At 36.1% G+C, this 22,626-nt stretch carries 24 protein-coding genes and 9 tRNA genes; 17 read left to right on the forward strand and 16 right to left on the reverse strand.

The genetic code is table 11. The features are described from left to right. Positions 1-299: 299 nt before the first annotated feature. Together IPM62_03135 and IPM62_03140 are read right to left on the reverse strand one after the other, a co-directional pair. Positions 300-1,709: an Nramp family divalent metal transporter gene (locus tag IPM62_03135; GenBank protein QQS38362.1), complete on the reverse strand. Its 1,410-nt coding sequence runs from the start codon at positions 1,707-1,709 to the stop codon at positions 300-302. 154 nt (positions 1,710-1,863) lie between these two features. Continuing rightward, complete coding sequence (locus IPM62_03140) at positions 1,864-2,403, reverse strand: anti-sigma factor (protein QQS38363.1); 540 nt, start codon at positions 2,401-2,403, stop codon at positions 1,864-1,866. 314 nt (positions 2,404-2,717) lie between these two features. Here IPM62_03140 and IPM62_03145 point away from each other — a divergent pair, with 314 nt between their 5' ends. The 4 genes from IPM62_03145 (at position 2,718) to IPM62_03160 (ending at position 7,015) form a co-directional block, all read left to right on the forward strand. Continuing rightward, the gene (locus tag IPM62_03145) at positions 2,718-4,535 is read left to right on the forward strand and encodes a DUF2207 domain-containing protein (protein ID QQS38364.1); all 1,818 of its coding nucleotides are present in this window, start codon (positions 2,718-2,720) and stop codon (positions 4,533-4,535) included. A gap of 4 nt (positions 4,536-4,539) precedes the next feature. Then, positions 4,540-5,571 (forward strand): DUF2207 domain-containing protein, encoded by a 1,032-nt coding sequence (locus IPM62_03150; protein QQS38365.1) that lies wholly within the window; start codon positions 4,540-4,542, stop codon positions 5,569-5,571. 214 nt (positions 5,572-5,785) lie between these two features. Beyond that, complete coding sequence (locus IPM62_03155) at positions 5,786-6,046, forward strand: hypothetical protein (protein QQS38366.1); 261 nt, start codon at positions 5,786-5,788, stop codon at positions 6,044-6,046. Positions 6,047-6,184: 138 nt separating this feature from the next. Continuing rightward, positions 6,185-7,015, forward strand: coding sequence for a PD-(D/E)XK nuclease family protein (locus tag IPM62_03160; protein ID QQS38367.1), 831 nt, complete (start codon positions 6,185-6,187; stop codon positions 7,013-7,015). Between the two features lie 159 nt (positions 7,016-7,174). On the opposite strand, the gene IPM62_03165 is transcribed toward IPM62_03160, so the two are convergent. Next, a complete protein-coding gene (locus tag IPM62_03165) occupies positions 7,175-8,710 on the reverse strand; it encodes a lamin tail domain-containing protein (protein QQS38368.1) in 1,536 nt (511 codons plus the stop codon). 222 nt (positions 8,711-8,932) lie between these two features. On the opposite strand from IPM62_03165, the gene IPM62_03170 reads away from it, so the two are divergent. Next, positions 8,933-9,181: a hypothetical protein gene (locus tag IPM62_03170; protein QQS38369.1), complete on the forward strand. Its 249-nt coding sequence runs from the start codon at positions 8,933-8,935 to the stop codon at positions 9,179-9,181. After that, positions 9,181-10,440, forward strand: coding sequence for a hypothetical protein (locus tag IPM62_03175; GenBank protein ID QQS38370.1), 1,260 nt, complete (start codon positions 9,181-9,183; stop codon positions 10,438-10,440). The genes IPM62_03170 and IPM62_03175 overlap by 1 nt, the downstream gene beginning before the upstream one ends. 38 nt (positions 10,441-10,478) lie before the next feature. Here IPM62_03175 and IPM62_03180 read toward each other — a convergent pair whose 3' ends face one another. The 12 genes from IPM62_03180 to IPM62_03235 form a co-directional block, all read right to left on the reverse strand. Then, positions 10,479-10,982, reverse strand: a complete 504-nt coding sequence (locus IPM62_03180) for a DUF192 domain-containing protein (protein QQS38371.1) — start codon at positions 10,980-10,982, stop codon at positions 10,479-10,481. Further along, entirely contained in the window at positions 10,983-11,237 is a 255-nt protein-coding gene (locus tag IPM62_03185; protein ID QQS38372.1) for a hypothetical protein, read from the reverse strand. A gap of 107 nt (positions 11,238-11,344) precedes the next feature. Continuing rightward, a tRNA-Leu gene (locus IPM62_03190) sits at positions 11,345-11,428 on the reverse strand. A gap of 140 nt (positions 11,429-11,568) precedes the next feature. Further along, entirely contained in the window at positions 11,569-12,084 is a 516-nt protein-coding gene (locus IPM62_03195; protein QQS38373.1) for a glucosaminidase domain-containing protein, read from the reverse strand. A 310-nt stretch (positions 12,085-12,394) separates the two neighbouring features. After that, positions 12,395-13,156 (reverse strand): class I SAM-dependent methyltransferase, encoded by a 762-nt coding sequence (locus tag IPM62_03200; protein ID QQS38374.1) that lies wholly within the window; start codon positions 13,154-13,156, stop codon positions 12,395-12,397. A gap of 226 nt (positions 13,157-13,382) precedes the next feature. After that, positions 13,383-14,015, reverse strand: coding sequence for a hypothetical protein (locus IPM62_03205; GenBank protein ID QQS38375.1), 633 nt, complete (start codon positions 14,013-14,015; stop codon positions 13,383-13,385). Between the two features lie 664 nt (positions 14,016-14,679). After that, positions 14,680-14,764 (reverse strand) — tRNA-Ser (locus IPM62_03210). Between the two features lie 5 nt (positions 14,765-14,769). Beyond that, positions 14,770-14,841: transfer RNA gene (locus tag IPM62_03215), tRNA-Lys, on the reverse strand. Positions 14,842-14,910: 69 nt separating this feature from the next. Further along, a complete protein-coding gene (locus IPM62_03220) occupies positions 14,911-16,014 on the reverse strand; it encodes a hypothetical protein (protein QQS38376.1) in 1,104 nt (367 codons plus the stop codon). A gap of 216 nt (positions 16,015-16,230) precedes the next feature. Further along, a tRNA-Arg gene (locus IPM62_03225) sits at positions 16,231-16,302 on the reverse strand. Positions 16,303-16,354: 52 nt separating this feature from the next. Further along, positions 16,355-16,657: a divalent-cation tolerance protein CutA gene (locus IPM62_03230; GenBank protein ID QQS38377.1), complete on the reverse strand. Its 303-nt coding sequence runs from the start codon at positions 16,655-16,657 to the stop codon at positions 16,355-16,357. Positions 16,658-16,845: 188 nt separating this feature from the next. Beyond that, the gene (locus IPM62_03235; protein ID QQS38378.1) at positions 16,846-17,739 is read right to left on the reverse strand and encodes a GrpB family protein; all 894 of its coding nucleotides are present in this window, start codon (positions 17,737-17,739) and stop codon (positions 16,846-16,848) included. A gap of 104 nt (positions 17,740-17,843) precedes the next feature. Here IPM62_03235 and IPM62_03240 point away from each other — a divergent pair. The 11 genes from IPM62_03240 (at position 17,844) to IPM62_03290 (ending at position 21,709) form a co-directional block, all read left to right on the forward strand. Beyond that, positions 17,844-17,927 (forward strand) — tRNA-Leu (locus tag IPM62_03240). Between the two features lie 8 nt (positions 17,928-17,935). Further along, positions 17,936-18,205, forward strand: coding sequence for a GIY-YIG nuclease family protein (locus IPM62_03245; GenBank protein QQS38379.1), 270 nt, complete (start codon positions 17,936-17,938; stop codon positions 18,203-18,205). A gap of 84 nt (positions 18,206-18,289) precedes the next feature. Beyond that, a tRNA-Leu gene (locus IPM62_03250) sits at positions 18,290-18,373 on the forward strand. Positions 18,374-18,492: 119 nt separating this feature from the next. Continuing rightward, positions 18,493-18,566, forward strand: a tRNA-Val gene (locus IPM62_03255). A gap of 86 nt (positions 18,567-18,652) precedes the next feature. Next, positions 18,653-18,844, forward strand: a complete 192-nt coding sequence (locus IPM62_03260) for a hypothetical protein (GenBank protein ID QQS38380.1) — start codon at positions 18,653-18,655, stop codon at positions 18,842-18,844. Positions 18,845-18,893: 49 nt separating this feature from the next. Next, a tRNA-Phe gene (locus tag IPM62_03265) sits at positions 18,894-18,966 on the forward strand. Between the two features lie 126 nt (positions 18,967-19,092). Then, positions 19,093-20,004 (forward strand): hypothetical protein, encoded by a 912-nt coding sequence (locus IPM62_03270; protein ID QQS38381.1) that lies wholly within the window; start codon positions 19,093-19,095, stop codon positions 20,002-20,004. 173 nt (positions 20,005-20,177) lie between these two features. Further along, positions 20,178-20,252, forward strand: a tRNA-Gly gene (locus tag IPM62_03275). A 51-nt stretch (positions 20,253-20,303) separates the two neighbouring features. Then, positions 20,304-20,714 carry an NUDIX domain-containing protein gene (locus IPM62_03280; protein QQS38382.1) on the forward strand — a complete coding sequence of 137 codons (411 nt, stop codon included), beginning with the start codon at positions 20,304-20,306 and terminating at the stop codon, positions 20,712-20,714. Then, positions 20,707-21,138, forward strand: a complete 432-nt coding sequence (locus IPM62_03285; GenBank protein ID QQS38383.1) for a DUF523 domain-containing protein — start codon at positions 20,707-20,709, stop codon at positions 21,136-21,138. The genes IPM62_03280 and IPM62_03285 overlap by 8 nt, the downstream gene beginning before the upstream one ends. Before the next feature lie 178 nt (positions 21,139-21,316). Beyond that, the gene (locus tag IPM62_03290) at positions 21,317-21,709 is read left to right on the forward strand and encodes a sulfite exporter TauE/SafE family protein (protein QQS38384.1); all 393 of its coding nucleotides are present in this window, start codon (positions 21,317-21,319) and stop codon (positions 21,707-21,709) included. 41 nt (positions 21,710-21,750) lie between these two features. On the opposite strand, the gene IPM62_03295 is transcribed toward IPM62_03290, so the two are convergent. Then, positions 21,751-22,560, reverse strand: coding sequence for an endonuclease/exonuclease/phosphatase family protein (locus tag IPM62_03295; protein ID QQS38385.1), 810 nt, complete (start codon positions 22,558-22,560; stop codon positions 21,751-21,753). Positions 22,561-22,626: the final 66 nt, after the last annotated feature.

Consider the following 22,626-nt stretch of genomic DNA (forward strand, 5'->3'; position numbering starts at 1 on the left):
TTATTTTACCATTAAAAATTAATAGACGGGGTAATTTAGGCTTTACGAAAATCGTGGATCATAAGCCCGTAAACAAATTTAAGTGGTTAGTAATTTTTATTTAGTTTACAAAAATATTATGGATTTTTTAGACTCGTATCCTTTATGCCAACTAATATAAACGTAAGGATATTTTGGGTCGTAACAAAATATAAAGGTAGAAAATTCAATGGGTATTTTCTGTTTAATTTTCTTTTAATCACATGGAATAATTGGGAAAAAAGTTATGGTGGGTAATTTATTCCAAGAGGTAGGTATATCTAAATAAATTTAGTGATATTTAGATAAATGGTATAAGCGCTGAAACTTCCATAGAAGACAAAAGCAAGCCCGACAAAAAATATTCTAATAAAACCGGGACGCAACGGTTTTGCAAGAGACGTTAAATTTAACCACAAAATAAGACCCGAGTAGATAAACATTGAAAAAGCGTTTAACACGGCACCGGTGACTACTAAAGTCAAAGGTTCGGTAAATCCCGATCCTAAAATCCAAATTCCTGCCGCGATTTGAAGCCAAAGAAAAACGTAAAAATATTTTGGTAAATTATTAATTTTAAACTTTTCTTTATTTAGTATGACGAGATTTTCACTAGCTATTCTTGCATTACTACCGTATACGCTAAATTGAGTTCCGAATAACATAATCGCTGCCATGATTAAAAAGAAATTGCCCAAAAACGGAAAAGTTTTGTGAGCAATGACGACAGATTCTTGGATTACAAAATTAATACTGGTTACAACATCAGGGTTATGAAAAACGGTCACGTAGCTAAGAAGTGATAGCATGATCATGGTCATAAGGCCGGTAAACCAAAAAACAGTTATGTGTTCGATGTTGATTCTCTTCCACCATATTTTAAATTTGAGCATGTTTTGCGGAGTTATTTCAAATGTAGTTCCCTCCAGTGTAATGTTTTCCTTGCTGCCTTTAAATAAACTTGTAATTCGTCCTGAAAATTTTCCCATGCCATAACCTTTTTCTTTAACGTAAAGCGATTGCGCAAGATTTAAATTACCTCCTGCACCGGCATATGCAAGCGCCGCTAGAAACGTCGCAATCGGAATTCCTTTTGGAAGAAAAACAAAACCTTCTCCCCTACCAATAAGACCTGACAATAAAAACTTCAAGCTGGTCGTATCGGCAAAATACAATGTCAGAAGAAAAATAAAGGGAACACCCACAAGAATTATTGTTTTTTGAATATTTTCTTGGGTGTTATAAATTACGTGTCCCAAGCTATATAAAAAACCTTGGAGAATAAGAAGTGAAATACCAATCCATGCAGCATATTCGATCCCCATTGCATAAGCCAACACGGTTGCCGAGGAAGCTATTATTCCTGGCCACATCCATGGAATGAGTGTCGTGAGGATAAACCACAAAGGAGTAAACCGGCCATACTTTCTTGTTAATCCGACAAAAATACTCTCGCCTGTAATAAGTGAATACCGTTCAATTTCCATATTGAGAAAGAATTGGAAAGTAATGCCAAGAGCTGCAGCCCACATAATTCCTAACCCAAAATTTGAGGTGAGATATGGCCAGAGTATTAATTCACCGCTTCCGAGTCCGACACCTAGAATTATAAAAGAAGGACCAATAAGTTTTTTTAGTGGCCAAGGATTAGGAAGCTCTTTGTGAATAAGTAAAGGATTAAGTTTAGACATGTGTATCAAGTAAAAAACCACGTATGTAAATTTACGGGTATGAAACGATTATAAACTTTAGAACAATAAACATATCAACCCGTAATAATACAAACTACTTCAACTGATTAAGTCTAATATTAAGCGCATGTATGATCAAGAAACAAAAAGAAGATTATTTGGCAAGACCTTCAAGAACGTGAGTTTCCGGAGTACTATCGAGAATTTTTTCTATAGTGACAACAACTTTATCGTAACCCATATAATCTTTCTGCGTCATGTAAGTAAGTGAATACTCACCCTCCCCTACCTTGTTAAATTTTCCGGTTGATATATAGGCGTTTGTCGTGGGATTAACGAGCCATCCTTCGTAAGAAAAATCATCGGTCAATTCAGGAAGATTGGCCTTGACGTAGTGAGTCAAGGAATTTTCTTCGTGAAGCACATAAGCAACCCCCGAAGAAGTTCCCTTTGTTACATCCGTTAGTCTCGCCCTAAGTGAATTTGGATTATCTAAAACGGTTTCTATTATGTTCCCGTGGGGAGAACTGATCCTGTTAACGATATTTTGAGGAAGAGCTACCTTTAGTTTATTAAATCCAGGAGCAAATCTGCTATTTTTGAAGAAACCGCCGACAAGTAATACTAAAATAACAAGTAAACCAGCACCAAGAAGAATAATTAGATTCTTTTGTTTAAGCTCTCTTTCCTTCATGTAATTTAGTATATATGAACTAAAAAATACAAATCAAGTGTTAAATAATACCGTAATATTGCCATTTACAATTAATTGAAATTTTTAACTAATTACAATTGTTGACTTAGGGAATTTTAATATTCCCTCTTTATAATTACCGTGGCAAAATGTCATGGTTTTCACTTAATTAATGAGTGTACATCTTACACATAGTAAATTGCCACAATTATGTAAGCATTAACTAATGGCAATCCGGAAATATTTGAGCCATAATATTAGCTATGTCAAAGCTTAGTTTCTCTATTAGAAATTCTACACGATTTATTGCGTGGATGAAGAATAGTATCCACGCCAAAGGTGGAAATGATACCCCGGTCTATAGTCGACGGAGTATTATTACTTGTCTAGCATGTGTGTGTATATTCTTTGGTGTTACCCGGGTAAGCGCCTCGAGTGATACGGGGTGGATTATTGACAGTTTTCATTCCGATATAACCATAAATGAAAATACGAGTATTGAAATTGTTGAAACCATCTCAACAGATTTTTACGATCTAAATAAACATGGCATTTACAGAGATATCCCGATTGTTTACAAAACGGCTAGTGGGAACAATATAGATCTGAAATTTAATTTGCATGGTGTTTCGGATGTCGATGGTAATTTACTGTCCACGAGTGTCAAAAAATCCGGAAACAAAATGACTATCAGGATCGGAGATCCAGATACAACCGTGACCGGTAAACAAACCTATGTAATAAGCTATGGTCTGACAAGAGGCTTGACGCAACCTGGTAGCACTGCTGAATTTTACTGGAATGTAAATGGAACCGATTGGCCGGTAATTATTACAAAACCGACAGCAACAATTCATGCACCAAAAGGGTCGATTATAGACACCGTTTGTTTCGCTGGGTTTTATGGTACAAGTACAAGTGATTGTAAAATTAATTACCAACAAGATGTTGTGGTAATTGAATCAAGATATTTAAACCCAGGTGAAAATTTTACACTTGCCGTCTCGCTAGACAAAAATAAGTTGATATTTCCAAGTATTAACCAAGAAATCTTATGGTTTGTCCAAGATAACGTGATTTATATATCTCCTTTGTTTGTATTTTTAATAATGCTCTATCTTTATATGAAAAATGGACGAGATAGAAAATTTAAAAATATATTTTTTGAACAAGCGGGTGTAGATTTCGTCTCACCTTTCGAAAGGGTTAGGGAATCATTTATTTACAAGCCAATTGACAATTTATCACCTGGAGAGGTCGGGTTATTGGTCGACGAGAGGGTACACATGCGCGATATTACCGCGATTACCATCGACCTTGCGAGAAAAGGATATTTCAAAATAAAGGAAATCAAAAAAGGAAAAATATTTAAAACTACCGAGTACGAATTGACGTTTAGCGGATTAAATGAAGATGCGCTTAAAGATTTTGAAAAGTCGGTACTTGATATGCTTTTTTCACCTACTAGAAGCAAAGACACTCTGGTTAGTTTAAACAAATTGCCCAAAGATGCTTATAAGTATCAGCAAGACATAAAAGACAAGCTTTACAATAACATGACTCAAAATAAATTCTTTCATGGCAACCCCAATAGTGTGAGGAATAAATATGTCGTATGGGGTGTTGTAATTTTAATTTCGTTTATTGCATTATCGACATTAACTGCAAAATACCCATTCTTGAGTGTAGGTGGATTTGTTTTCTCGGGAATATTATCTTGTGTGATTATTATTGTATTTGGAATTTTTATGCCGGCACGAACCGCTAAGGGACGGAAATTGTTATCTGACGTTGTTGGTTTAAGGGAGTACGTGAGGGTGGGATTGTGGAGACAAAAAAAGTACGAACTATGGAATTATTTTGAAGAGATTCTTCCCTATACAATAGCATTTGGTTTAACCCATAAATTTATTGATGCGTTTGAAGACGCAAAAATCAAACCACCCGATTGGTATCAATCCAGCGGTAATTTTAACCCGTCACTTTTTATTGGAGCTTTAGGTAATTTTGATAATACGTTTTCTCAAGGCATAAATGCGACACGCCCAAAATCAGCGTCGTCGGGTGGATCCGGTTTTTCTGGTGGATTTTCAGGGGGTGGATTTGGTGGCGGTGGCGGAGGAAGTTGGTAACTTTATGATTATATTAGCTTGTGTTCCTCTTTTTATACTATTTATATTCTGGTATTTACGTGGACGAGACAATAGATATCGAAGTGACATGATTTATTACACCCCTGACGATAGAAGTGAAAGACGTGTTTCGCTTTTTGAAAAGAATTTTATACCTTTTGTATACCATCCGATTGATGGTATCACTCCTTCCGAACTGGGTGTAATAATCGATGAGCGTGTCAACATGGTTGATATATATGCTGAGATATTTGAACTTGCTAGACAAGGTTTTGTTGATGTTAAAAAACTATCCGAATTAGGTTTCGAAAAACTTAAAGATGAATATTGCTTCATCAAAACAACAAAAACTTTGGATGAGGTAGAAATAGGTAAACTCAAAAACCATCAACGATATTTATTACGCGAGCTATTTAGATTTTCGAACTATTTAAGAAGCTTTCAATATTTGTGTAAAAAGTACGACATTGAGGAAAGCGAAATTGAATCGATCGGCAAGAAAATTTCACAGAAGAAATATGTTTTATATGAAGGTCTTCGATATCATTTCCACGAAAGCTTGTCGGGATATACAGAGAAATTATATGACAATATGGTGCATGATGGATTTTTTTATACGAAACCGAACAAAGTGCGCAAGGTGTGGCTAATGTATTATTTGATTATGAATTCTGTCGTATTTCTAATAATCTATATGAATAGTTTTGCGATTAATCAAGATGTAGTAGTTTTTACGTGTTTGTTAATCCCCGGATTTATTTTATCTTATCTGATGCCCAACAAAACCTCAAAAGGCTATTCTTATTATCGGCAAGCTACAGGCTTGAAATGGTACTTGAATAAAAGCATGTGGAAAAGTGACACACTAAATAAAAGAATGTTTGTAGACGCAATATTTCCTTTTGCGGTAGCTCTGGGTGTTTCGAGAAGTTTAGTAAACGACATAAAGAAGTTGGCTATTTCTCCACCGCAATACATGGGTGATGAGAATAGTTTCTACAAACTAATCGGATCTATATTTGTCGCCCGTTTATAAGATAGCAAGTCGGCAAAAGCTACTATTTATTTTATTACCAAAGTGTTTCGTAATACATGTTATTTGATATAGCTACAAAGTGGAGTCATTTTGAATGAAATATGTGAAAAATTACAATGATTGGCTACGTAATCAAAACACCCACCCGTCTATACGACTGAGCGTAATTGGTATAAAACACATCAAAGATTTGTTACTATTAATAATATAAGCTATGTTGCAAGTTATAAAAAGAAATAGCACGATTCAAAACTGGGACAGGCAAAAGATGGTAACATCAATGACCAATGCCGGAGTTACGAAAGTTATTGCGGAACTGATCACATCATTGGTATATGAAAATGTCCGCGACACGGGTTGTCAACACATATCCTCGGCGACAATAAGAAAAATGATAATTGATGTGTTAAGATCGGTTAATAATCGGTCAGCTGATGTTTATGAACATTTCTCCAAAGAAATAAGCAAAAATTAATTCGAAATTAACGAAAACCCTAAGTACAAAGCTTTCAGATATTGTGAAGCTTTGAATAAACTCTCAACAAATTATTTTAGTTTGCCAGGCAACTACGAACTTTTAGATTGTGTTTGTCAGGTCGTGCTAAAATTAGAGATGGCCACAGATAAATATAGTGCTGTTTGGGTAAGTCATTCTTCAATTGGTGATTTTCTAAAATGTCCTAGATTATATTATTTACGCAATGTTTACAAAGATCCCAAAACAAACCATAAAATTACGCTCATGACACCCCCACTGGCGTTGGGTCAGGCGGTCCACGAAGTTGTTGAGGGGTTATCAAAATTACCGACAGATATAAGATTGCAAGTACCGTTGTCGAAAAAGCTCGACGTTGCATGGGAAAAAATATCAGGTAAAAAAGGTGGATTTCAAAATCGAAATGAGGAGAAAGATTACAAAGACCGGGCTTATAACATGCTTAAAAGAATAGAAGAGAAACCAGGGCTTATTTTGGAAAAAGCTGTCAAAATTAAAAAAGATCTTCCTCATTATTACTTGGATGAAAGCGAGAATATTATTCTATGTGGGAAAATAGACTGGTTAAAATGGAACGAGAAAGACGACTCTGTCGATATTGTAGACTTCAAAACCGGGAAAAATGAAGAACATGAGGATTCTTTACAACTACCTATTTATCACCTATTGGTTGCTAATACCCAAGGAAGAAAAGTATCGAGTGCATATTATTGGTATTTGGACAAAGATGGTGAGCCGCTGAAAATGACTCTTCCGCCTCTAATAGAAGCTCGTGAGAAAGTGTTAGACATTGCCAAAAGAATAAAGTTGGGTCGGCAGATTAATCACTTAAAATGTCCAAAGAATGGCTGTTTTGCCTGTCGGGATATGGAGCGAGTATTTTTGGGTGAAGGTGAACTTGTAAATATTAGTGATTATAACCAAGATATCTATATACTCCATAAATAGAAGGATTAATTATCGTGAGGAATTTGTAACACATTTCCTAAACTTGAGATGTCGATCTGTATTTTTTCCCAAAAAAGCTAAACGATATACAACAGTTGTTGGATTAATAACGTTAGTTACCAAGTGGAAAGAAATTATCATCATGCGATGTTACAAGCATTACTTGCTACACACAATTCTGGGGGAAATCATTATGAAAAATCGGAATTTTCTAATCTCGAAATGCAGACGGCATGTGGTATTGGAAAGAGGAAAGTAGGCTATTACCATTCCTTGATTACCTGGTGTTGGGGTTGGAGTAGGTGTCGGAGTTAAGCCGATGGTTGGAGTGGGAGTGCTTGGGACGGTTGTTGGAATTGGGGTGGTGGTAAGTGTTGGTGTGGGTGTTGATGTAATGCCTAAAGTCGGTGTAGGGGTTACATTGTCGGTGCGAGGTTCCAAGGCAGAATTTTTATTTTGTGGATTTGGAATGTTGCGAGTGATAAAGTCATTGTGATTGTTATTTGTATCATATCTATTCCCCATGTATTCATCTTCCCCGCCTGTCTGCATTGTTTCGACAGTTGAGCCGGCAGAAGCTTTTCTTTCAATACTAATGTCCGTGTCGGGTGAATTATATGCTTGAGATTCAAAATCAACAGCCTCTCCCATTCCGACTTTGTCAGATATATTTCCATCAGCGTCAATTAGGATTACTGTATTGTTTGAAGCAAGAGATGATGACGTCGAATATTGTTGGTCGGAAGATATCTGGTCATCATAATCATTGTGTGCAATTAAGAAATACCCGTATGAATTAATCAGTGAATTTTCCGGTAGTTCAGTAACGAGATTCGATTGTGTACCACTTACGGTCTTTTTAGCGAGTTTCCAGCCGGTTAGATCGATGACATTCTGAGTGGGATTGTAGAGTTCCACGAATTCGTCAGTTGCAGTTGTACCGGATATTTGAACTTCAGATATCAACACCACCGACTGGGTAGTTGTTGGTGTCGGAGATGGTGTGGTCGACACAGATGGTGTTGGTGTAGCGCTAACAGCTTGACTTGCTTCCGTTTGTGAAAGGTTATTTTGCGGTGTCGATATTGTTTTGACTACGAAATCGGAGACGTTGTTTTCGGAGTCTTCACCATTACCTGAGTGTTCATCTAATCCTCCGGCAGACATCGATTGACTGGTTGAATATGAATTTGCTTTTCTTTCGATACTACCGAGTGCTTCGGGGTTTGAAACTGCTTGAACCTCGAAGTCAATAGCATTACCCATCCCCACTTTGTCCATCATGGTTACACCAGCATCACTATATAAAATGACGGTATTGTTACTTGCAATGGCATTTGATGTTGCCGAATAATTTGAGTCAGCAGTGGTACTTCCCTCATAACTTGCGTGGGTAATTAGAAAATATCCATTTGCCGGGATTGTTCCTGAAATGTTTGCTATAAGATTGGACTCTGTACCACTTGCTGTTTTGCGAGTTAATCTCCAACCTTCGAGATTAATTGCACTACCTGTAGGATTATATAGTTCCACAAATTCATCATTGGCGGAATTACCGGAAATTTGTATTTCAGAGATGACAACATGATTTGATAATGCGGAATAAACGTTTTGGGGGCTAAACGACTTATATAAATAAAAAGCCGTTGTTAACACAACAAAAAGAATCGCGTAATGTAGTTGTCTCTTTGGCATAGACGAAATACTATTGAGGACATCTTAAAAATAAAATTACTCGTTTGTCAAGACCATCAAAATAGCAAAAAATATATCATAGATAGTCAATTTTAAGACATAAAAAAATAAAGTATATTTTGAAATATACTGTTGTTTTGCAAATAATCCCTATTGACTTTGGATTATCTTCGGTAGTATAAATAAGATAATATTTCGTATAATATTCGGGTATCATAATCTATGAAAATAAAAGAATCGGTTTCTGTAAGTTTTGCATACGACAGTGAAAAACAACAAGTTTTTCCCAGGTGGGTAATTTGGAAAGGCAAACTTCGCCCCGTGACAAAGGTCGGTTTACATCACACCTTTCGTGAGGGTAGAACCCTTTATCATGTATTTTCCGTGGTAAGTAAAGGTGCTTATTTAAGGCTTATTTTAGATACCGACAGTCTTTCTTGGAAGTTGGAAGAAATAGCTGAAAGAAACTAATGCATTTAAGTAAGAATAGTTTTTCCTCTCTTGGTTTTAATCCCCGTCCTTCGACTGTTATGCATATAGATCTTAATTCATGTTTTGCGACAATCGAACAACAGGCTAACCCATTTTTAAGAGGAAAACCGATTGCCGTTGCCGCCTATGCCAGTCCGAACGCTGTAATTTTGGCTCCTTCGGTCGAAGCAAAAAGGGGTGGAGTAAAAACGGGTATGCGTGTCAAAGATGGAAAAAAGATTTGTCCCACCCTCAAAATATTAACTCCGGATCCGGACAAATATCGTTATGTACACATAAAACTAAGGGAACTACTTTCTCCATATTCAAGTTGTGTGGTAGCGAAGTCGATTGACGAATTTGTCCTAGACATTAATGATTATGTCACCGTTTCGGGTAAAACTATTTACCAAATTGGTGGCGATATAAAAAAGAGGATAACAGACGAAATTGGTGAATGGATCACCGTTTCTATTGGTATGGGACCAAGTAGGTTTATTGCAAAGATGGCATCCAATTTGAAAAAGCCCGATGGATTGGAAGAAATAAACAAAGACAATGTGGAAGAAGTTTATTCTAAACTCAGTTTGATAGATCTACACGGTATAAATTACCACAATAAAGTAAGGTTGAACAAAGTAGGTATATACTCGGTACTCGATTTTTACAGGGCCGAACCGGCTTGGTTGAAAGCAGCGTTTATGTCAATTTCTTGTTACTATTGGTATCTTAGGTTGAGAGGTTGGGATATCGATGATGTCGAATATTCAAGAAAAACCTTTGGTAATTCTTATGCACTTCCCGGTTCAAAAGGAACAAAGAGTGAATTGTTGCCGATACTTCAAAAGTTGGTAGAGAAAACAGGCAGCCGTTTGAGGAAAAACGGATATAGAACAAAAGGAGTATATTTGGCACTGCTTTTTAAAGACGGAAGTTATTGGCATCGGAGTAAAAATCTAAAAAAAATTATTTTTGACTCCCGCGATATTTATAAAGAGATGATAAATATTTTGAATTACTGTCCGGAAATAAAGCCGGTTAGAATCATAGCCGAAAATGTATATGATTTAATTAAAGAAAGTGGTTTGCAGTTGGATTTATTTCGCGACATTGAAAAAGGTCTAAACGTGGCTAAGTCGATCGATTCAATCAATCAAAGATGGGGCGAATTTAGCATTACTCCATTGCGTATGGTGATAGCCCGCGACAAAATACCTGACAGGATATCTTTTGGTGGAATAAGTGAATTGATGAAGTAAGAAAACAAGCGCTAGAACTTCTATGATTGTTATTAAAATTAATTCTCCAATTTATATTTGACTAAATCTCCGACACGAATGTTGTGAATGTCGCTAAAACCAGCGTTAACTTCCAGAATGGTATCGGCTGGATGACCGGGTTTATAAAGAGGTAGATTAGTGGTGTCTCCCGGATTCGGATTTGAGATATTTTTTGAAATATCAACTATTGTACTGTCATTTATCCAGATAATATCAAGAGGAAATTTCATATCCTTCATCCAAAATATGGGATACCGATTACCTTTGTCAAATATAAATAACATACCATGGTTTGTGGCCAGTACTTCCCTTCCCGACAATCCTCTTTGTATTGCTTCTTCGGTTTTTGCTACTTCGACAGTAATGGCAACACCGTTAATTTCTATTTCGGTTAGAGTGCGCTTGCTTTCATTGACCGCTGTTTGGTAATTTATAATATTGTGAAGATAGTGGTTATCTTTGAAGATATATAAAAATACTAAAGATGCGACTATACATGCCAATATGAAATATTTATTCATTTAAAGAGTGGGTTCACCTAACTCTTCTTCTATATTTCTAATTTCTTCTTTGTTTATTGTAGGCGTAATAGAAGTAAAGGTTTGTTCGTTTATTTGCTGAGGAGTATTTTCGGTAGAAATAATTTGCTTGGTTTGTCGGGTGTGAGTATAAAAAACCATGGCGACAACAACAAACAAGACAATCGGAATCAAAATATAGAGTATCTTGAAATCAAATACCTCCTTGTGTTCGTATTTATGATTTAAATTAGGCATTGAAGAATTAATTAATACTAACACTTATGTATTGGATGCATCAATATAAAAATTGCAAAATAAAAGAAATGTTATTGTGAATCGATAGTCTAAAGATAAAACTCAAGTGCCGAGGAGAGGACTCGAACCTCCACGAGATAAATCTCACAGGATCCTAAATCCTGCGCGTCTGCCAATTCCGCCACCCCGGCAAAGTGTCTTAGAACAAAACAATTATACTATTTTTATTCTACCCTACAAAAACTTATATGTATGATTGCAATACCAAGAGCAAGGATAATTTAAAAATAGCCTAACCCTGTGAGGCATATTTTTAGCGTTAAACAGATATTTAAAGTGAAAAATTTAATGGACTTTCGTCTATTTGTTTGATGAAGTAGCCCACATTGTACGCCCATGTTTGGGAAGGAGGCGCGTAAATACGGCCGATCTGATGAACGGTAAGTGCGTTTTTATCAATATATTTTACGCGAAGAGTATTTGCCACTATACTAATTGACTGTTCCCAAGAATCAAACTTGTATTTTCCTCCTGCCCAACCATACGCATTGTGTGAGTTTGGAGGAATACGTTTACCAAAACCGGATTCAACACCGGTTATAGCGGGAATAAGACGCCAATCCAAGCCATTGCGGTCTGCTTCAAAAATTAATTCATCAGTGTACAAAGCCAGAGGTGAGTTTTTACTTTCAAGGTAGTTTTTCAAGACAGTCGTTCGATAGTCATTATGGGTAACAGTTGTCTTTTTGAGATAGGCAGAATTTCCGGCCACCAACAATTCCCCCGCATAAACAGATTTAATACTAAAGAAAAATAATATCGCCAATAGTAAAATACTTAATCTCATATACTTATAAATTCAACCGTTACCAGCTTTATTCCTAGCTAATGTGATCTAGAGAAAATTAGTTTAAACTTCAAACAAATTCACACCTACCTAGTCATTCATCTGTTTTAAGGTTTATGAATGGCCACAAAAAAGAAGACCCCATACCAAGGTATGGGGTCATATAAAATTCCAACGCTCACAACCGAATAAACGGAGTTTGCCTCAGAACGTATTGTTAATATAGCACTTTATTATAGGATTGTCAATAAGGCAGTAGAATTACAAAGCAAGCACGCTAAATATACAAAGAAGGATAATAAATAATGTGTTACAGAGATCCCTTTTTACGAGCCAAAATGAAAACCGATGGTCCGAGACTGAATTTGGAAAAAGGTTTTCTCAGTAGTTTTTCAATTTCAATCAAATTATTGACTGACATATGTTTTTTCAAAAATGCGCTTCTGATATTTGACACCGACAATACTTCCTTAATTACAAAACCATTTTGCACAAGTTTTCTTTTTATGACGTCAGGGTGGTAATTGACGAAAGGTAAGGTGTGTTGTTTTTTAGCACGCTTGCTTCTTAAATCAATCGGAAATATATCAAGTGCAAAAGTGAAGTTACCCTGGATAAATTCAGAAAATATAGCTTTAAGATGGCGTTTATTGGCAAACTCGAAAATAAAATAACCATTATTTACCAGTAAGTCGTTGGTTATTTTTAGAAGCGTATCGATATCGTTAATGTGGTGAGCAACGCGTACACATATAACTAAATCCGCCGATTTTTTTCGTAATTTGTCGGGAAGGGTCTCCGCCTTAGCTTGTAAAAAGATTACTTTTTTGTTGGGTAATTTGAGTCGGGCGATTTTAAGGAGTTTACTGGAAGGGTCGGTGAGAATTATTTTTCGAGCTCTGTGGATATATAGGGGTGACAACCTGCCATAACCCGCACCGATGTCGATGACGGTGCGTATATGTGCAATCTTATTTAGCAAATATTTAATCGCACTAACTTCCGCTTCGTGTTCATAAGTTCTTCCTTCCCAATAAGATGGGTAGTCGTAACTGTCGTAATGAGCTGACATTGTTTATTTTGATGGAATATTAGTTGTCTATATACTTCCAAGCTTAAATTTTATCATGCTTAAGTTGGTAATTACTAATTTCGTGCCAATTAAGATCATTGGGAATAGAATTTGGTTAACTTTCAGTATCCTTTTGGATTGTGAGAATGTTGTCGAAAAGCCCATGCTACCTAAGGTTAAACACAAAAAGTTTATGTAAGGCAGGAAACATTAAGGAACTATAAAACTAATAAATTTCTTCGATAAAACGAGAAACATCCTTTGCCCAAACACCTTCGGGTGAATGTGGGGTGTACCGTGACATGATTTCTTCGGGTGTAACTAAGCCCTTATCGAGATAATTTTCTTTTAGTCCCTTGGCGACTGTTTCGATTGATTCGTCGTAAGAGTCGAAGCCTAGCGTTCCTTCACTGTGTATCCCCCATCCCCAACAGTTATGACCACCAGGTGGAATTATCCTACAAAGTCCGGATTCTTTTTTGGCAATGGCAATAAGAAGTCGGTAATCCAAATTATATTTATCTGCAGTTTTGACAAGCAATGACGAGTACTCCATCAATGGTGAATTGTTAGCCTGCAAATACTGTTTGAGCATCTCACTTCGTGCGTCAGCTCCTAGTATTTCTCCGGAAACACTTGGAAAATTTGAGGGTAGAGATGCATAAACTTGGACACCGGAATTGGCTTGATGGTTAGAAAGCGGAGCGTTCTCGGTAGTATTGTTTTTTGGTTCTTCAATTGCCAAAAGAGAAACTAAGCTTGTACCAAGGGCTATTGGAGTAAACACAAAAAACAGAAATATAAATGTAAATTTTCTCCAAATTGAGAATGTGTGTATAGTGGCAGACGTGTCTTGCATGTGCCTTTATAGTATTAATGATCAGAATGACATAGACCCAAACTAAAGTCAAGAAAAAAATAAATGAGTGAATTTGATTGCTATAAATTTAAGGATATAATCGATTCAGAAGATTATATATTCCGTGTAAGTAAACTCAATTCTATAAGTTGGTTATTGTTTTTTTACACCTTCTAATATATGGGTAATTTAATATTAAGGATGAAGTTATTCATGTTAAGATCAAAAAACATATCTCAACCATAGGAGTAGATATGATGAATTTAGTCTTCTTAAAAATTATATTTTAGTCTGAATACGTTGTACGGCCAAATAAGAACGTGTTTCCAAAAGTTTAACCTTCCAATATCTGAATAGTCATAATTAATTTTGTTCCAATGTGGTGAACAAGCGTCACATAAGGCTCCTTTCGGACAATCCCTCAAACAGTTATCAAATTCATATGAAGGATAATTCAAAACTCTAAAGTACCCGACACAAAGGTAGATTGAAATTATAAATATAAAAAGAAGTGAAATTTTCAAAGCTTTACTCATAGATCAAGTATAGCAATAATTCTATATAGTGTCGGATTATTTTAAATTCTAAATCCATTCGCTACACAAAGAATACATTCAATACTTGTGTGTCCATCGAAACTGTAAACGGCGCGAATGGATATGAGCGGTGGGTACAGGATTCGAACCTGTGTAGCCATAAATGACTCTGGTTTTCAAGACCAGTGCGTTTGTCCGCTCCGCCAACCCACCGTGTGTGCGCCCAGGGGGATTCGAACCCACGACCTGCCGGTTAAGAGCCGGATGCTCTACCACTGAGCTATGGGCGCAAATACCTTTATGCTTAGGTATTTTAGCACAAATTAAAACTGAGGGTGTTTGCCTGGAGCCTTTATATATTAAGCAGTCCAAAAACTATGCCACAAATTGTAAACTGATCTTACAACCGTTTCTAAAGTAGCGTGTGGCTTAGTGATTTCTTTATCTACAAGTATTGGTTGACCCTGTACTTTGTTTAGATTTTTAATATCAAAATAAAATTGATGATACTTACCACTTGTGTCTTTCCAGGAGAATTGAGTAAACGGTTTTCCGGGATAGTTTAGAATAAACGGGGTAATGGCGACAATATTGTCATCGATCCAAATATCACGATAGGCTTTGATTAAATTTTCAGATACGATTTTTTCATCTAAGCCGATTCCACTTTCGCTATTGTGAGCCCACCCTGTTTCTGTAATGAAAATAGGTAATTTTTTTTGTAATCCCAATTTTTTTAATACATCAATTTCCCATGCGTACGTTTTTATCGACCCCCTGCCGGTCTTGTCGACGGAACCGGAAAATCCGGGGTTTGGGTACGAATGTGAAGTCCAACCGTCAATGTAATCAAAAAGATCGGTTTGGTGAATAAGCATTCTTTCGAGAAATTTTTCTTCATCCATGTGTGTTAAATCATTTGGTGCCGACGCATCGAGTCCTGCAGGTAGAATGTAAAAGTCACTTGATTTAAGTTTTAGAGCACGGGATTGTTCGACGAGAAAATCCGCATATTCTTCGGGGTTTACTTCTCCACCCCATTCTGTTGCATGATTTGGTTCGTTGCCGATAATTACATAACGATTTTGCGTTACCCATGGAAGAGCATCCAGAAAATCAGCCCAGACGCTTGTACCGGAAACAGAAGCTTGAATCCACCCCATATCGCTTTGTGATGTGGCAATTCGCACAATCGGAATGAGATGGAGTTCGCGCATCTTCTCAAATGCTCTTGACCAGCGGACAACATCCATTTCATCTTCTCGAATAACAAACGTCACATATCCCCAATCGCCACCCCGGGAATTAACTAATTGAGATGCATCTTGCAGATCGTTCTCGTCATTGATGTGAATACCGTATTTATTGTTTATGGCATTGGTTGGATCACTAATTGCCAAAGCATGACCCGGTAGCACGATAAATAAAAACAAGATAAGAATTAATTTACTAAAATTTTTCATTTAAAAAACCACAGTCATAAGTTAACCACATACCGTGTAGTATTGTTATAGCTAATTATATCAGTGGGGTGTTAACGATGATTTATTTTCTCTTTTTGGCAAATACATACGATTTATTGCGTGGATGAAGAGTTGATGGTAAGTAGTATTTGCGCCGAAGGTGTAAAACTTGCCATAAACGTTAGTTCACAAGTTGCAAAGTTACAGCTAAATATGTGCTCCCGCGAGGAATCGAACCTCGAATTAACCCTTAGAAGGGGTTTGTTATATCCGTTTAACTACGGGAGCAAAATAATGTCTAATTTTACATCTTTGAGCTGAAAATGTCATTTGGGAGATATTATTTGACACAACCTAATATCCACTTCTCGAAACTGGAATTTACGTTTGTTACACCTAACTCGCCTATAAAATTATCATAAGAAATATTTTCTCTAATTATTTTTTCGATTACTGCAAATTTATTATCAAGAGTTTTTATTATCAAAACGACTTCAGGCTCTTCGGTAATTCTTCCGTCGTATTTGTAAATACAAGTTATGGGAAAAAAGTTTACACAATTTGTCAGGTTGTTAGAAAGCAGTAATTTGCCGATCTTTTTGGCTTCATTGGAATTATTTAGCGTTGTATAAATAATTTTCATAGTGATTAAGTGAATTATATTTTAATACATTGATTGTTTGAAGTGCGTAATTTAACTGAAGATGGAAAATTTATGAGTTGCAAAAAATACGTCTGTCAATTTTTAGTATATAAAAAATAAACCCAAGTGTATGTTAATTTGCCAAAGTACATTAATTTCAAATTAAAGAAAGTGTAGTTTGGAAACTCTCAAGATGAAGGTTGTTCACTGGCTTTTTGAACGATTTTATTGATAAATAGTGTTTTTTTCCGGTAGTACTCGCGCATCGATGTACCGTTTCCCCTTTCTTTCAGTAAACGATATGTATCTAGATCCTTGGGATGAGTTTTTAGGTAATTACTAAATATTTCTGAATTCTTCCAGTTTTTATGACTTTTGTTGACTAAAAAGATATCAATATTTTTTCGGTCAACGTTTGTTACAAATCTTGCTCGCTCATATGGATAAAAACTTCTTGGCGCTCCAAATATTTTTGTTAACTCTTTAGATAGAGGAACAAACTTAACTTTTGGAACCGGAATATAAATATCAATTTCGTCTTGACCGGAAATACCAAGGCTTGATGCCCCGTGATGCTCAACCGGTATTTCACTTCCCAATTTGTCTTGTATTAGTTTTTGCACCATTTCAAACTTGATGCTTGCCGTTTTATCAAAAGGAAGGATCGTTATCGTATCGGTATCCGACAAATGATTAATCCAGCGTTGTTGAGATTTTGTTAAACTCGAATTATCGATTTCCTCCTTAATCCGATACGTAACAATTGATTTTAATAAGTTTACGGGAATTTTCTGATCAAGCTTTAAATGAATTGCTCCTTTGGAGGTTGTGTATCCTTGTAATTGTTTTGAAAAATGACTTATTGCACTTGGTGTGGGATAAAACCCGATATGACTTTTAAACAGCGCAAAATGCACCAGATTTTTGCCATTATATTTAAACGTCGGTATACCGTAATTAATACATTCTGTGATATCGGAATTATTAGAAGTGATTAACTTTCGAATCGCGTTTAGCTTGTTTTGTATATTGCCGGGAGCGTGTGAAATGTATGTATCAATATCTTGATAGTTTTTGTACATTATCAAAGTTTAACACGAATTAAAACGTCAATATGTAATTATTGTCAAACCTTCACGAATTTAATTTCACTCAAAGTAAAATGCCTGCTATAATATGTCAGCTTGCCGAAGTGCTGGAATTGGTAGACAGGCACGCTTCAGGAGCGTGTGTTCTTACGAGCGTGAGGGTTCAAGTCCCTCCTTCGGCACTTAAAGAATGTTCCATACGTATGTTTTAATAGTATCGAACGGTAATTTTTATATTGGTTATACCAAAGACTTGAGAAAAAGATTTCATAACCATGTTAACGGTTTGGTATATTCAACCAAAACGAAATTGCCAGTAGTATTGGTATACTATGAAGCATGTATAAATGAATATGATGCTATAAAGAGAGAACGTTATCTAAAAAGTGGACCTGGAAGAAAGTTCATTAAATACAGAATTAGGTATTATTTAAATAAAATAACGCCTGGGGCCAGTTAGAACCCTGGTACCAGACGCATGTATAAATACTAATTGTTTAGCTATCGTTATATACTAAGGATTTTACATCTTGGGTTCTAACTGGCCGGGGTGCTGGAATTGGTAGACAGGCTACGTTGAGGACGTAGTGCAGGTAACTGCGTGCAGGTTCAAGTCCTGTCCTCGGCACAAATTTTGAATTGATATTTTTGTATAACAAAATTGTATTGCAATTTTGAGAAGGAGAAGTAGTGAAGCGGTAAACACTAAGCGATAGCGAATTGTAAAAGCAAAACTAACTTTGACTTGGGTGGTTAGCTCAGCTGGTTAGAGCGTTCGGCTTACATCCGAAAGGTCGGGGGTTCGAGTCCCTCACTACCCACTTAAATTATATGCACGAAAGAAATGAAATAGACAAATTTTCGGTTATTATTTTTAAAAACAAACCTACAGTGGTATATCCTGTGAATGGGGGGGGCAAATTTAGGTTTTTTTAACACTAGACCAGAACCCGCTCAAGCAATGCTTATGTGGGATTACTTTCATCATTCTCATGTGGGTTATGTCGGTGAATATAATTTGCCAAGTCAAAAAAGGACATTTTTGACAAACTATTTGATGAATACTGGATGTAGAGTATATTTGGGTGAAGAATATTAATTTACCTTGTTTGAAATATTTAAAACATGTATCATAAAGGGCTAGAAATGCCGAGGTAGCCAAGGTGGTCACGGCGGGCGTCTGAAGAACGTCAGATATGTGTTCGACTCACATCCTCGGCACTTGAATAATTTGACCAAACTATTCGAATTCGAATACAACTTGTAATTAATAATTATTATCAAATATTAATAATCACACAAATACTTCTTCTTGATATTTTGCGGTGTTTGTAATCTGATCGTAACATGAATGAACATCATGAAAATCCCGAAAAAATTCAAAGCGGGAAACAGCTAACAGAACATGATAAAGTGTTGTTAAAAAATGGCGCCTTGAAAATAGCACAAGAAGTTATTCAAAATTACCCGGGTAATCTTCCTGATGTAATAGTCCTTCCAGATACGTCAGCTCGACCTCTAAGAAATCTGTTTGACCCAATATTCAGGTCCATCGCACGACAGCGTGGAGTTCGTCCACCCGACTTTGTTTTTTTTCAGACACCTGGCGGCGCACAAAAAATTGCACTGCGAAAAGTAAATGATTGGGGTTCTATTGCTGAAGCAAAGACAGCAACTCAAGAGACACTAATAAATCTTAAAAAAGGTGCCACACTTTATAAATGGTTTAGAGATAGAAAAACACATCAAGAGAACGATAGACAAATCCAAGAACAACGAAAAGTACTGCAGGAAGTTGATAAAGTACCAGAAATATTAAATCAGCAAAAATTACGAGCAAAAGAAATAGTTTCTTCATGTGCAACTCCAGATCCTAATATTGTAATAATCGATGACACAATGATTAGATCTGGACGCACGATTAAATTAATAAGAACAGCCTTTGGTGACAATACTGAAAATATTAGAGGATATGTTCTAACTGCGCACGAGCCTCTTGCGAATAATGTATTTAGTGCGCAGGAAATTGATATAAATTCACCAGACGCCGTGCATCCATTGGATTATATGAGGGATAATCCTGATCATGAAGGTAGTCTCCGTGATGCTTATGGAGTGGAAAAGTCAGATGTGCTTATTGATCCTTATGTACAAGTAATACGACCTCGTTCAAAACAAACGAAAATACTTAGGCGAGAAATGAGTCAAATAGGAAAAGATATTGCAAAAAAGTTGCGGGAAGATGGTTATTCGAATTAGTAAATATATTTGTAATCATAACTAACCATACATCACTTCAAATATCCCTTGTAGGGTTGTATAATTAGAAACCGTTTATGTATTTTTATAAAGAAATCAAGTAGTTTTGAAAAGAAATATAGAATACAGTGAACAGTAAAGTAATTTTAAAGTAGCGTAGTCAAATTTGACGCGCGGGAGTAGCTCAGTGGTAGAGCGTCTCGTTGCCAACGAGAAGGTCGCGGGTTCAATCCCCGTCTCCCGCTCCATGTGACAATTAACTACGGAAATGTACACAAAGTTACTTGACAAATACAATTATGAACAAAACTGTTAGTGCGGGAGGAGTTGTTATCAATAAAAACAGTAACGTATTAGTGGTTAGTCAACAAGGAGCTTCGTGGTCTCTACCAAAAGGTCATGTTAACGAAGGTGAAGACTTTTTTGTGGCTGCAAAACGAGAAGTTGAAGAAGAATCTGGAATAAACGATTTGCAATTGGTAAAAGAACTTGGAAGTTATGAAAGACCAAGACTTGACGATCCTACAGAAATTAAGACTATCCATATGTTTTTATTTAAAACAGAACAAATGGATTTAAAACCCGTAGATCCAGAAAATCCAGAAGCCAGATGGATAAAGGTAGACGAGGTTGAACAATTGCTAACGGCAGAAAAAGACAAAGAGTTTTTTAGGAGTATTAAATTTGCATTAATCAACAAAAATGGCTGAAATTGAAGAATATATAATAGTAAGTGCTTGTTTGGCTGGAATTCCTTGCAATTACAAAGGCGAGGCTAAACCCAATTCACAGGTTGTTAATTTAGTTTCATCGGGGAAAGCTATTCCAGTTTGTCCAGAATGTTTGGGTGGATTGGCAACTCCCCGTGTAGCAGCAGAACGAAAAAATGAAAAAGTCATTACTAAAGACGGATCAGACGTTACTGCAGAATTTAGAGCTGGAGCTCAAGCTGTTTTGCAAATTGCTAGAGAAAATGGATGTAAATTAGCAATTCTTAAAGCCAGATCCCCTTCTTGTGGTAAATGTAAAATTTATGATGGGACTTTTTCTGGTAACTTAGTGGACAGAAATGGTGTTACAGCAGATTTGTTAGTGGAAAACGGAATTGAGGTAAAAACGGAAGAAGAACTTTAAAATCGATCTCTGCGGCTAAGGTGGATCACAATATGTGCCATCAGCTCCCTCAAAAAGTAAGTTCGCAGCAAAAATCATTCGGTAGCTCGAGTATATCACTTGTATAAGTCTCATAACTTGGAAGATTTGATTAAGTTAGTTAGCCGTGGACGGTGTAAAATAAAGAGGCAATATTTTCATGTCTGAAGTAATCACCAAACATAATGAGGTTGGTATTACTAAGGTGATTATTGGCTCAGTCATTTATTTTTTTGTACAGATATTTGCTGCATTTTTTGGCGGAGGTACTGGCATATTAATCTCTTATAACTTAATGTCCTTTTTTGGTCTTACAATTCTCGAAGTTGCCGCAACTAAAATTATTCCGTGGTTTTTTCTTTCAGTAGTTTCTTTGGTAATTTTTGCAAATAATAATTTCATTGATTACAAAATGGGCGCAGTTCTTTTTCTGGGAATGACAATTGGTGGATACATTGGAACCCATGTCGCAATTAATAAAGGTGATATTTGGATAAAAAAATTATTTTATCTATTGGTTGCCATCACAGTTTTGAAACTACTGTTATTTTAATGATCATAGATTTCAGAACCTGAAGAATTTTTACGATCCTACTAAATTGAAACTTTCATCCAAATTGGATAGTGATCAGAGAGATTTCCATATTTTTCCTCAGTTAATACTTTGAATTCCTCTAATTTCACTTGGCTGTTTCCAAATGCATAATCAATCCTCAATATCGGTTCGTCGGTTGGAAGAGGAAACAATTTTGCAGGGACAGTATTTCCCTTACTTAATCCCAAATCAACAAAACCATTATTTACAAGTAATTTAGTTACTTCTCCTCTTTCCATTTCAGTAAGAGATGCTTCCATGCTTTTCATCGGGCCAGGGTATTTTTGGGCAAGTTCGTTCAGATTATTTACGGTCTCAGTTAAATCTTGCTCATCGAAAGTATTTAAATCGCCCGTAATTATGGTTGGGATATTTGGATCAACCAATTTTAAAACGGTCTGAGTTTGTTTAATCCTTGTGTCTTCACTTACATCATCAAAATAAACAGAAAATACATCTATTCCTACAATGTGGGTTTTTATGGCATTTCTGGTTGCAAGACAAACAGTTTGAATTTCCGTTCCAGCGACTCGAGAGAAAACAGTAATGCCATTGTCATGCCCCTTTTTTATTAATCTTTGATCATTAAGTTTAACGGATTGTACGCAGGGGTATTCAAATATGTGTTTTAAATCATCTGGTGTAAAAACTTCTGTCCAACGATAGGTATCAACAAGACTAACAATGTCCGGTTTTAGTTCTTTAATGGCACGAGCCAAATTAACAATTCGCTTGGGATTTTTTTCGGTGCTTCCATAATCGCTAAATCCACCGCTTAAAATATTCCAAGATATGATTTCTAACGACATATTATTTTGTCGATTTCTGTGTTTAAACCGAATCATAAATTGTACCATCAATTCTTCTTAAGTAAG

This window comes from Candidatus Woesebacteria bacterium (assembly GCA_016700095.1).
GTDB lineage: Bacteria > Patescibacteriota > Microgenomatia > UBA8517 > UBA8517.

Bases quoted from the DNA above. Each gene is read 5' to 3' on its own strand.
- IPM62_03235 (QQS38378.1), bottom strand. From the start codon at position 17,739: ATGTACAAAAACTATCAAGATATTGATACATACATTTCACACGCTCCC.
- IPM62_03195 (QQS38373.1), bottom strand. From the start codon at position 12,084: ATGAGATTAAGTATTTTACTATTGGCGATATTATTTTTCTTTAGTATT.
- IPM62_03180 (QQS38371.1), bottom strand. From the start codon at position 10,982: ATGAATAAATATTTCATATTGGCATGTATAGTCGCATCTTTAGTATTT.
- IPM62_03150 (QQS38365.1), top strand. From the start codon at position 4,540: ATGATTATATTAGCTTGTGTTCCTCTTTTTATACTATTTATATTCTGG.
- IPM62_03200 (QQS38374.1), bottom strand. From the start codon at position 13,156: ATGTCAGCTCATTACGACAGTTACGACTACCCATCTTATTGGGAAGGA.
- IPM62_03245 (QQS38379.1), top strand. From the start codon at position 17,936: ATGTTCCATACGTATGTTTTAATAGTATCGAACGGTAATTTTTATATT.
- IPM62_03220 (QQS38376.1), bottom strand. From the start codon at position 16,014: ATGAAAAATTTTAGTAAATTAATTCTTATCTTGTTTTTATTTATCGTG.
- IPM62_03230 (QQS38377.1), bottom strand. From the start codon at position 16,657: ATGAAAATTATTTATACAACGCTAAATAATTCCAATGAAGCCAAAAAG.
- IPM62_03155 (QQS38366.1), top strand. From the start codon at position 5,786: ATGTTGCAAGTTATAAAAAGAAATAGCACGATTCAAAACTGGGACAGG.
- IPM62_03140 (QQS38363.1), bottom strand. From the start codon at position 2,403: ATGAAGGAAAGAGAGCTTAAACAAAAGAATCTAATTATTCTTCTTGGT.
- IPM62_03165 (QQS38368.1), bottom strand. From the start codon at position 8,710: ATGCCAAAGAGACAACTACATTACGCGATTCTTTTTGTTGTGTTAACA.
- IPM62_03270 (QQS38381.1), top strand. From the start codon at position 19,093: ATGAATGAACATCATGAAAATCCCGAAAAAATTCAAAGCGGGAAACAG.
- IPM62_03175 (QQS38370.1), top strand. From the start codon at position 9,181: ATGCATTTAAGTAAGAATAGTTTTTCCTCTCTTGGTTTTAATCCCCGT.
- IPM62_03185 (QQS38372.1), bottom strand. From the start codon at position 11,237: ATGCCTAATTTAAATCATAAATACGAACACAAGGAGGTATTTGATTTC.
- IPM62_03135 (QQS38362.1), bottom strand. From the start codon at position 1,709: ATGTCTAAACTTAATCCTTTACTTATTCACAAAGAGCTTCCTAATCCT.
- IPM62_03295 (QQS38385.1), bottom strand. From the start codon at position 22,560: ATGTCGTTAGAAATCATATCTTGGAATATTTTAAGCGGTGGATTTAGC.
- IPM62_03160 (QQS38367.1), top strand. From the start codon at position 6,185: ATGGCCACAGATAAATATAGTGCTGTTTGGGTAAGTCATTCTTCAATT.
- IPM62_03205 (QQS38375.1), bottom strand. From the start codon at position 14,015: ATGCAAGACACGTCTGCCACTATACACACATTCTCAATTTGGAGAAAA.
- IPM62_03285 (QQS38383.1), top strand. From the start codon at position 20,707: ATGGCTGAAATTGAAGAATATATAATAGTAAGTGCTTGTTTGGCTGGA.
- IPM62_03260 (QQS38380.1), top strand. From the start codon at position 18,653: ATGGGGGGGGCAAATTTAGGTTTTTTTAACACTAGACCAGAACCCGCT.
- IPM62_03280 (QQS38382.1), top strand. From the start codon at position 20,304: ATGAACAAAACTGTTAGTGCGGGAGGAGTTGTTATCAATAAAAACAGT.
- IPM62_03170 (QQS38369.1), top strand. From the start codon at position 8,933: ATGAAAATAAAAGAATCGGTTTCTGTAAGTTTTGCATACGACAGTGAA.
- IPM62_03145 (QQS38364.1), top strand. From the start codon at position 2,718: ATGAAGAATAGTATCCACGCCAAAGGTGGAAATGATACCCCGGTCTAT.
- IPM62_03290 (QQS38384.1), top strand. From the start codon at position 21,317: ATGTCTGAAGTAATCACCAAACATAATGAGGTTGGTATTACTAAGGTG.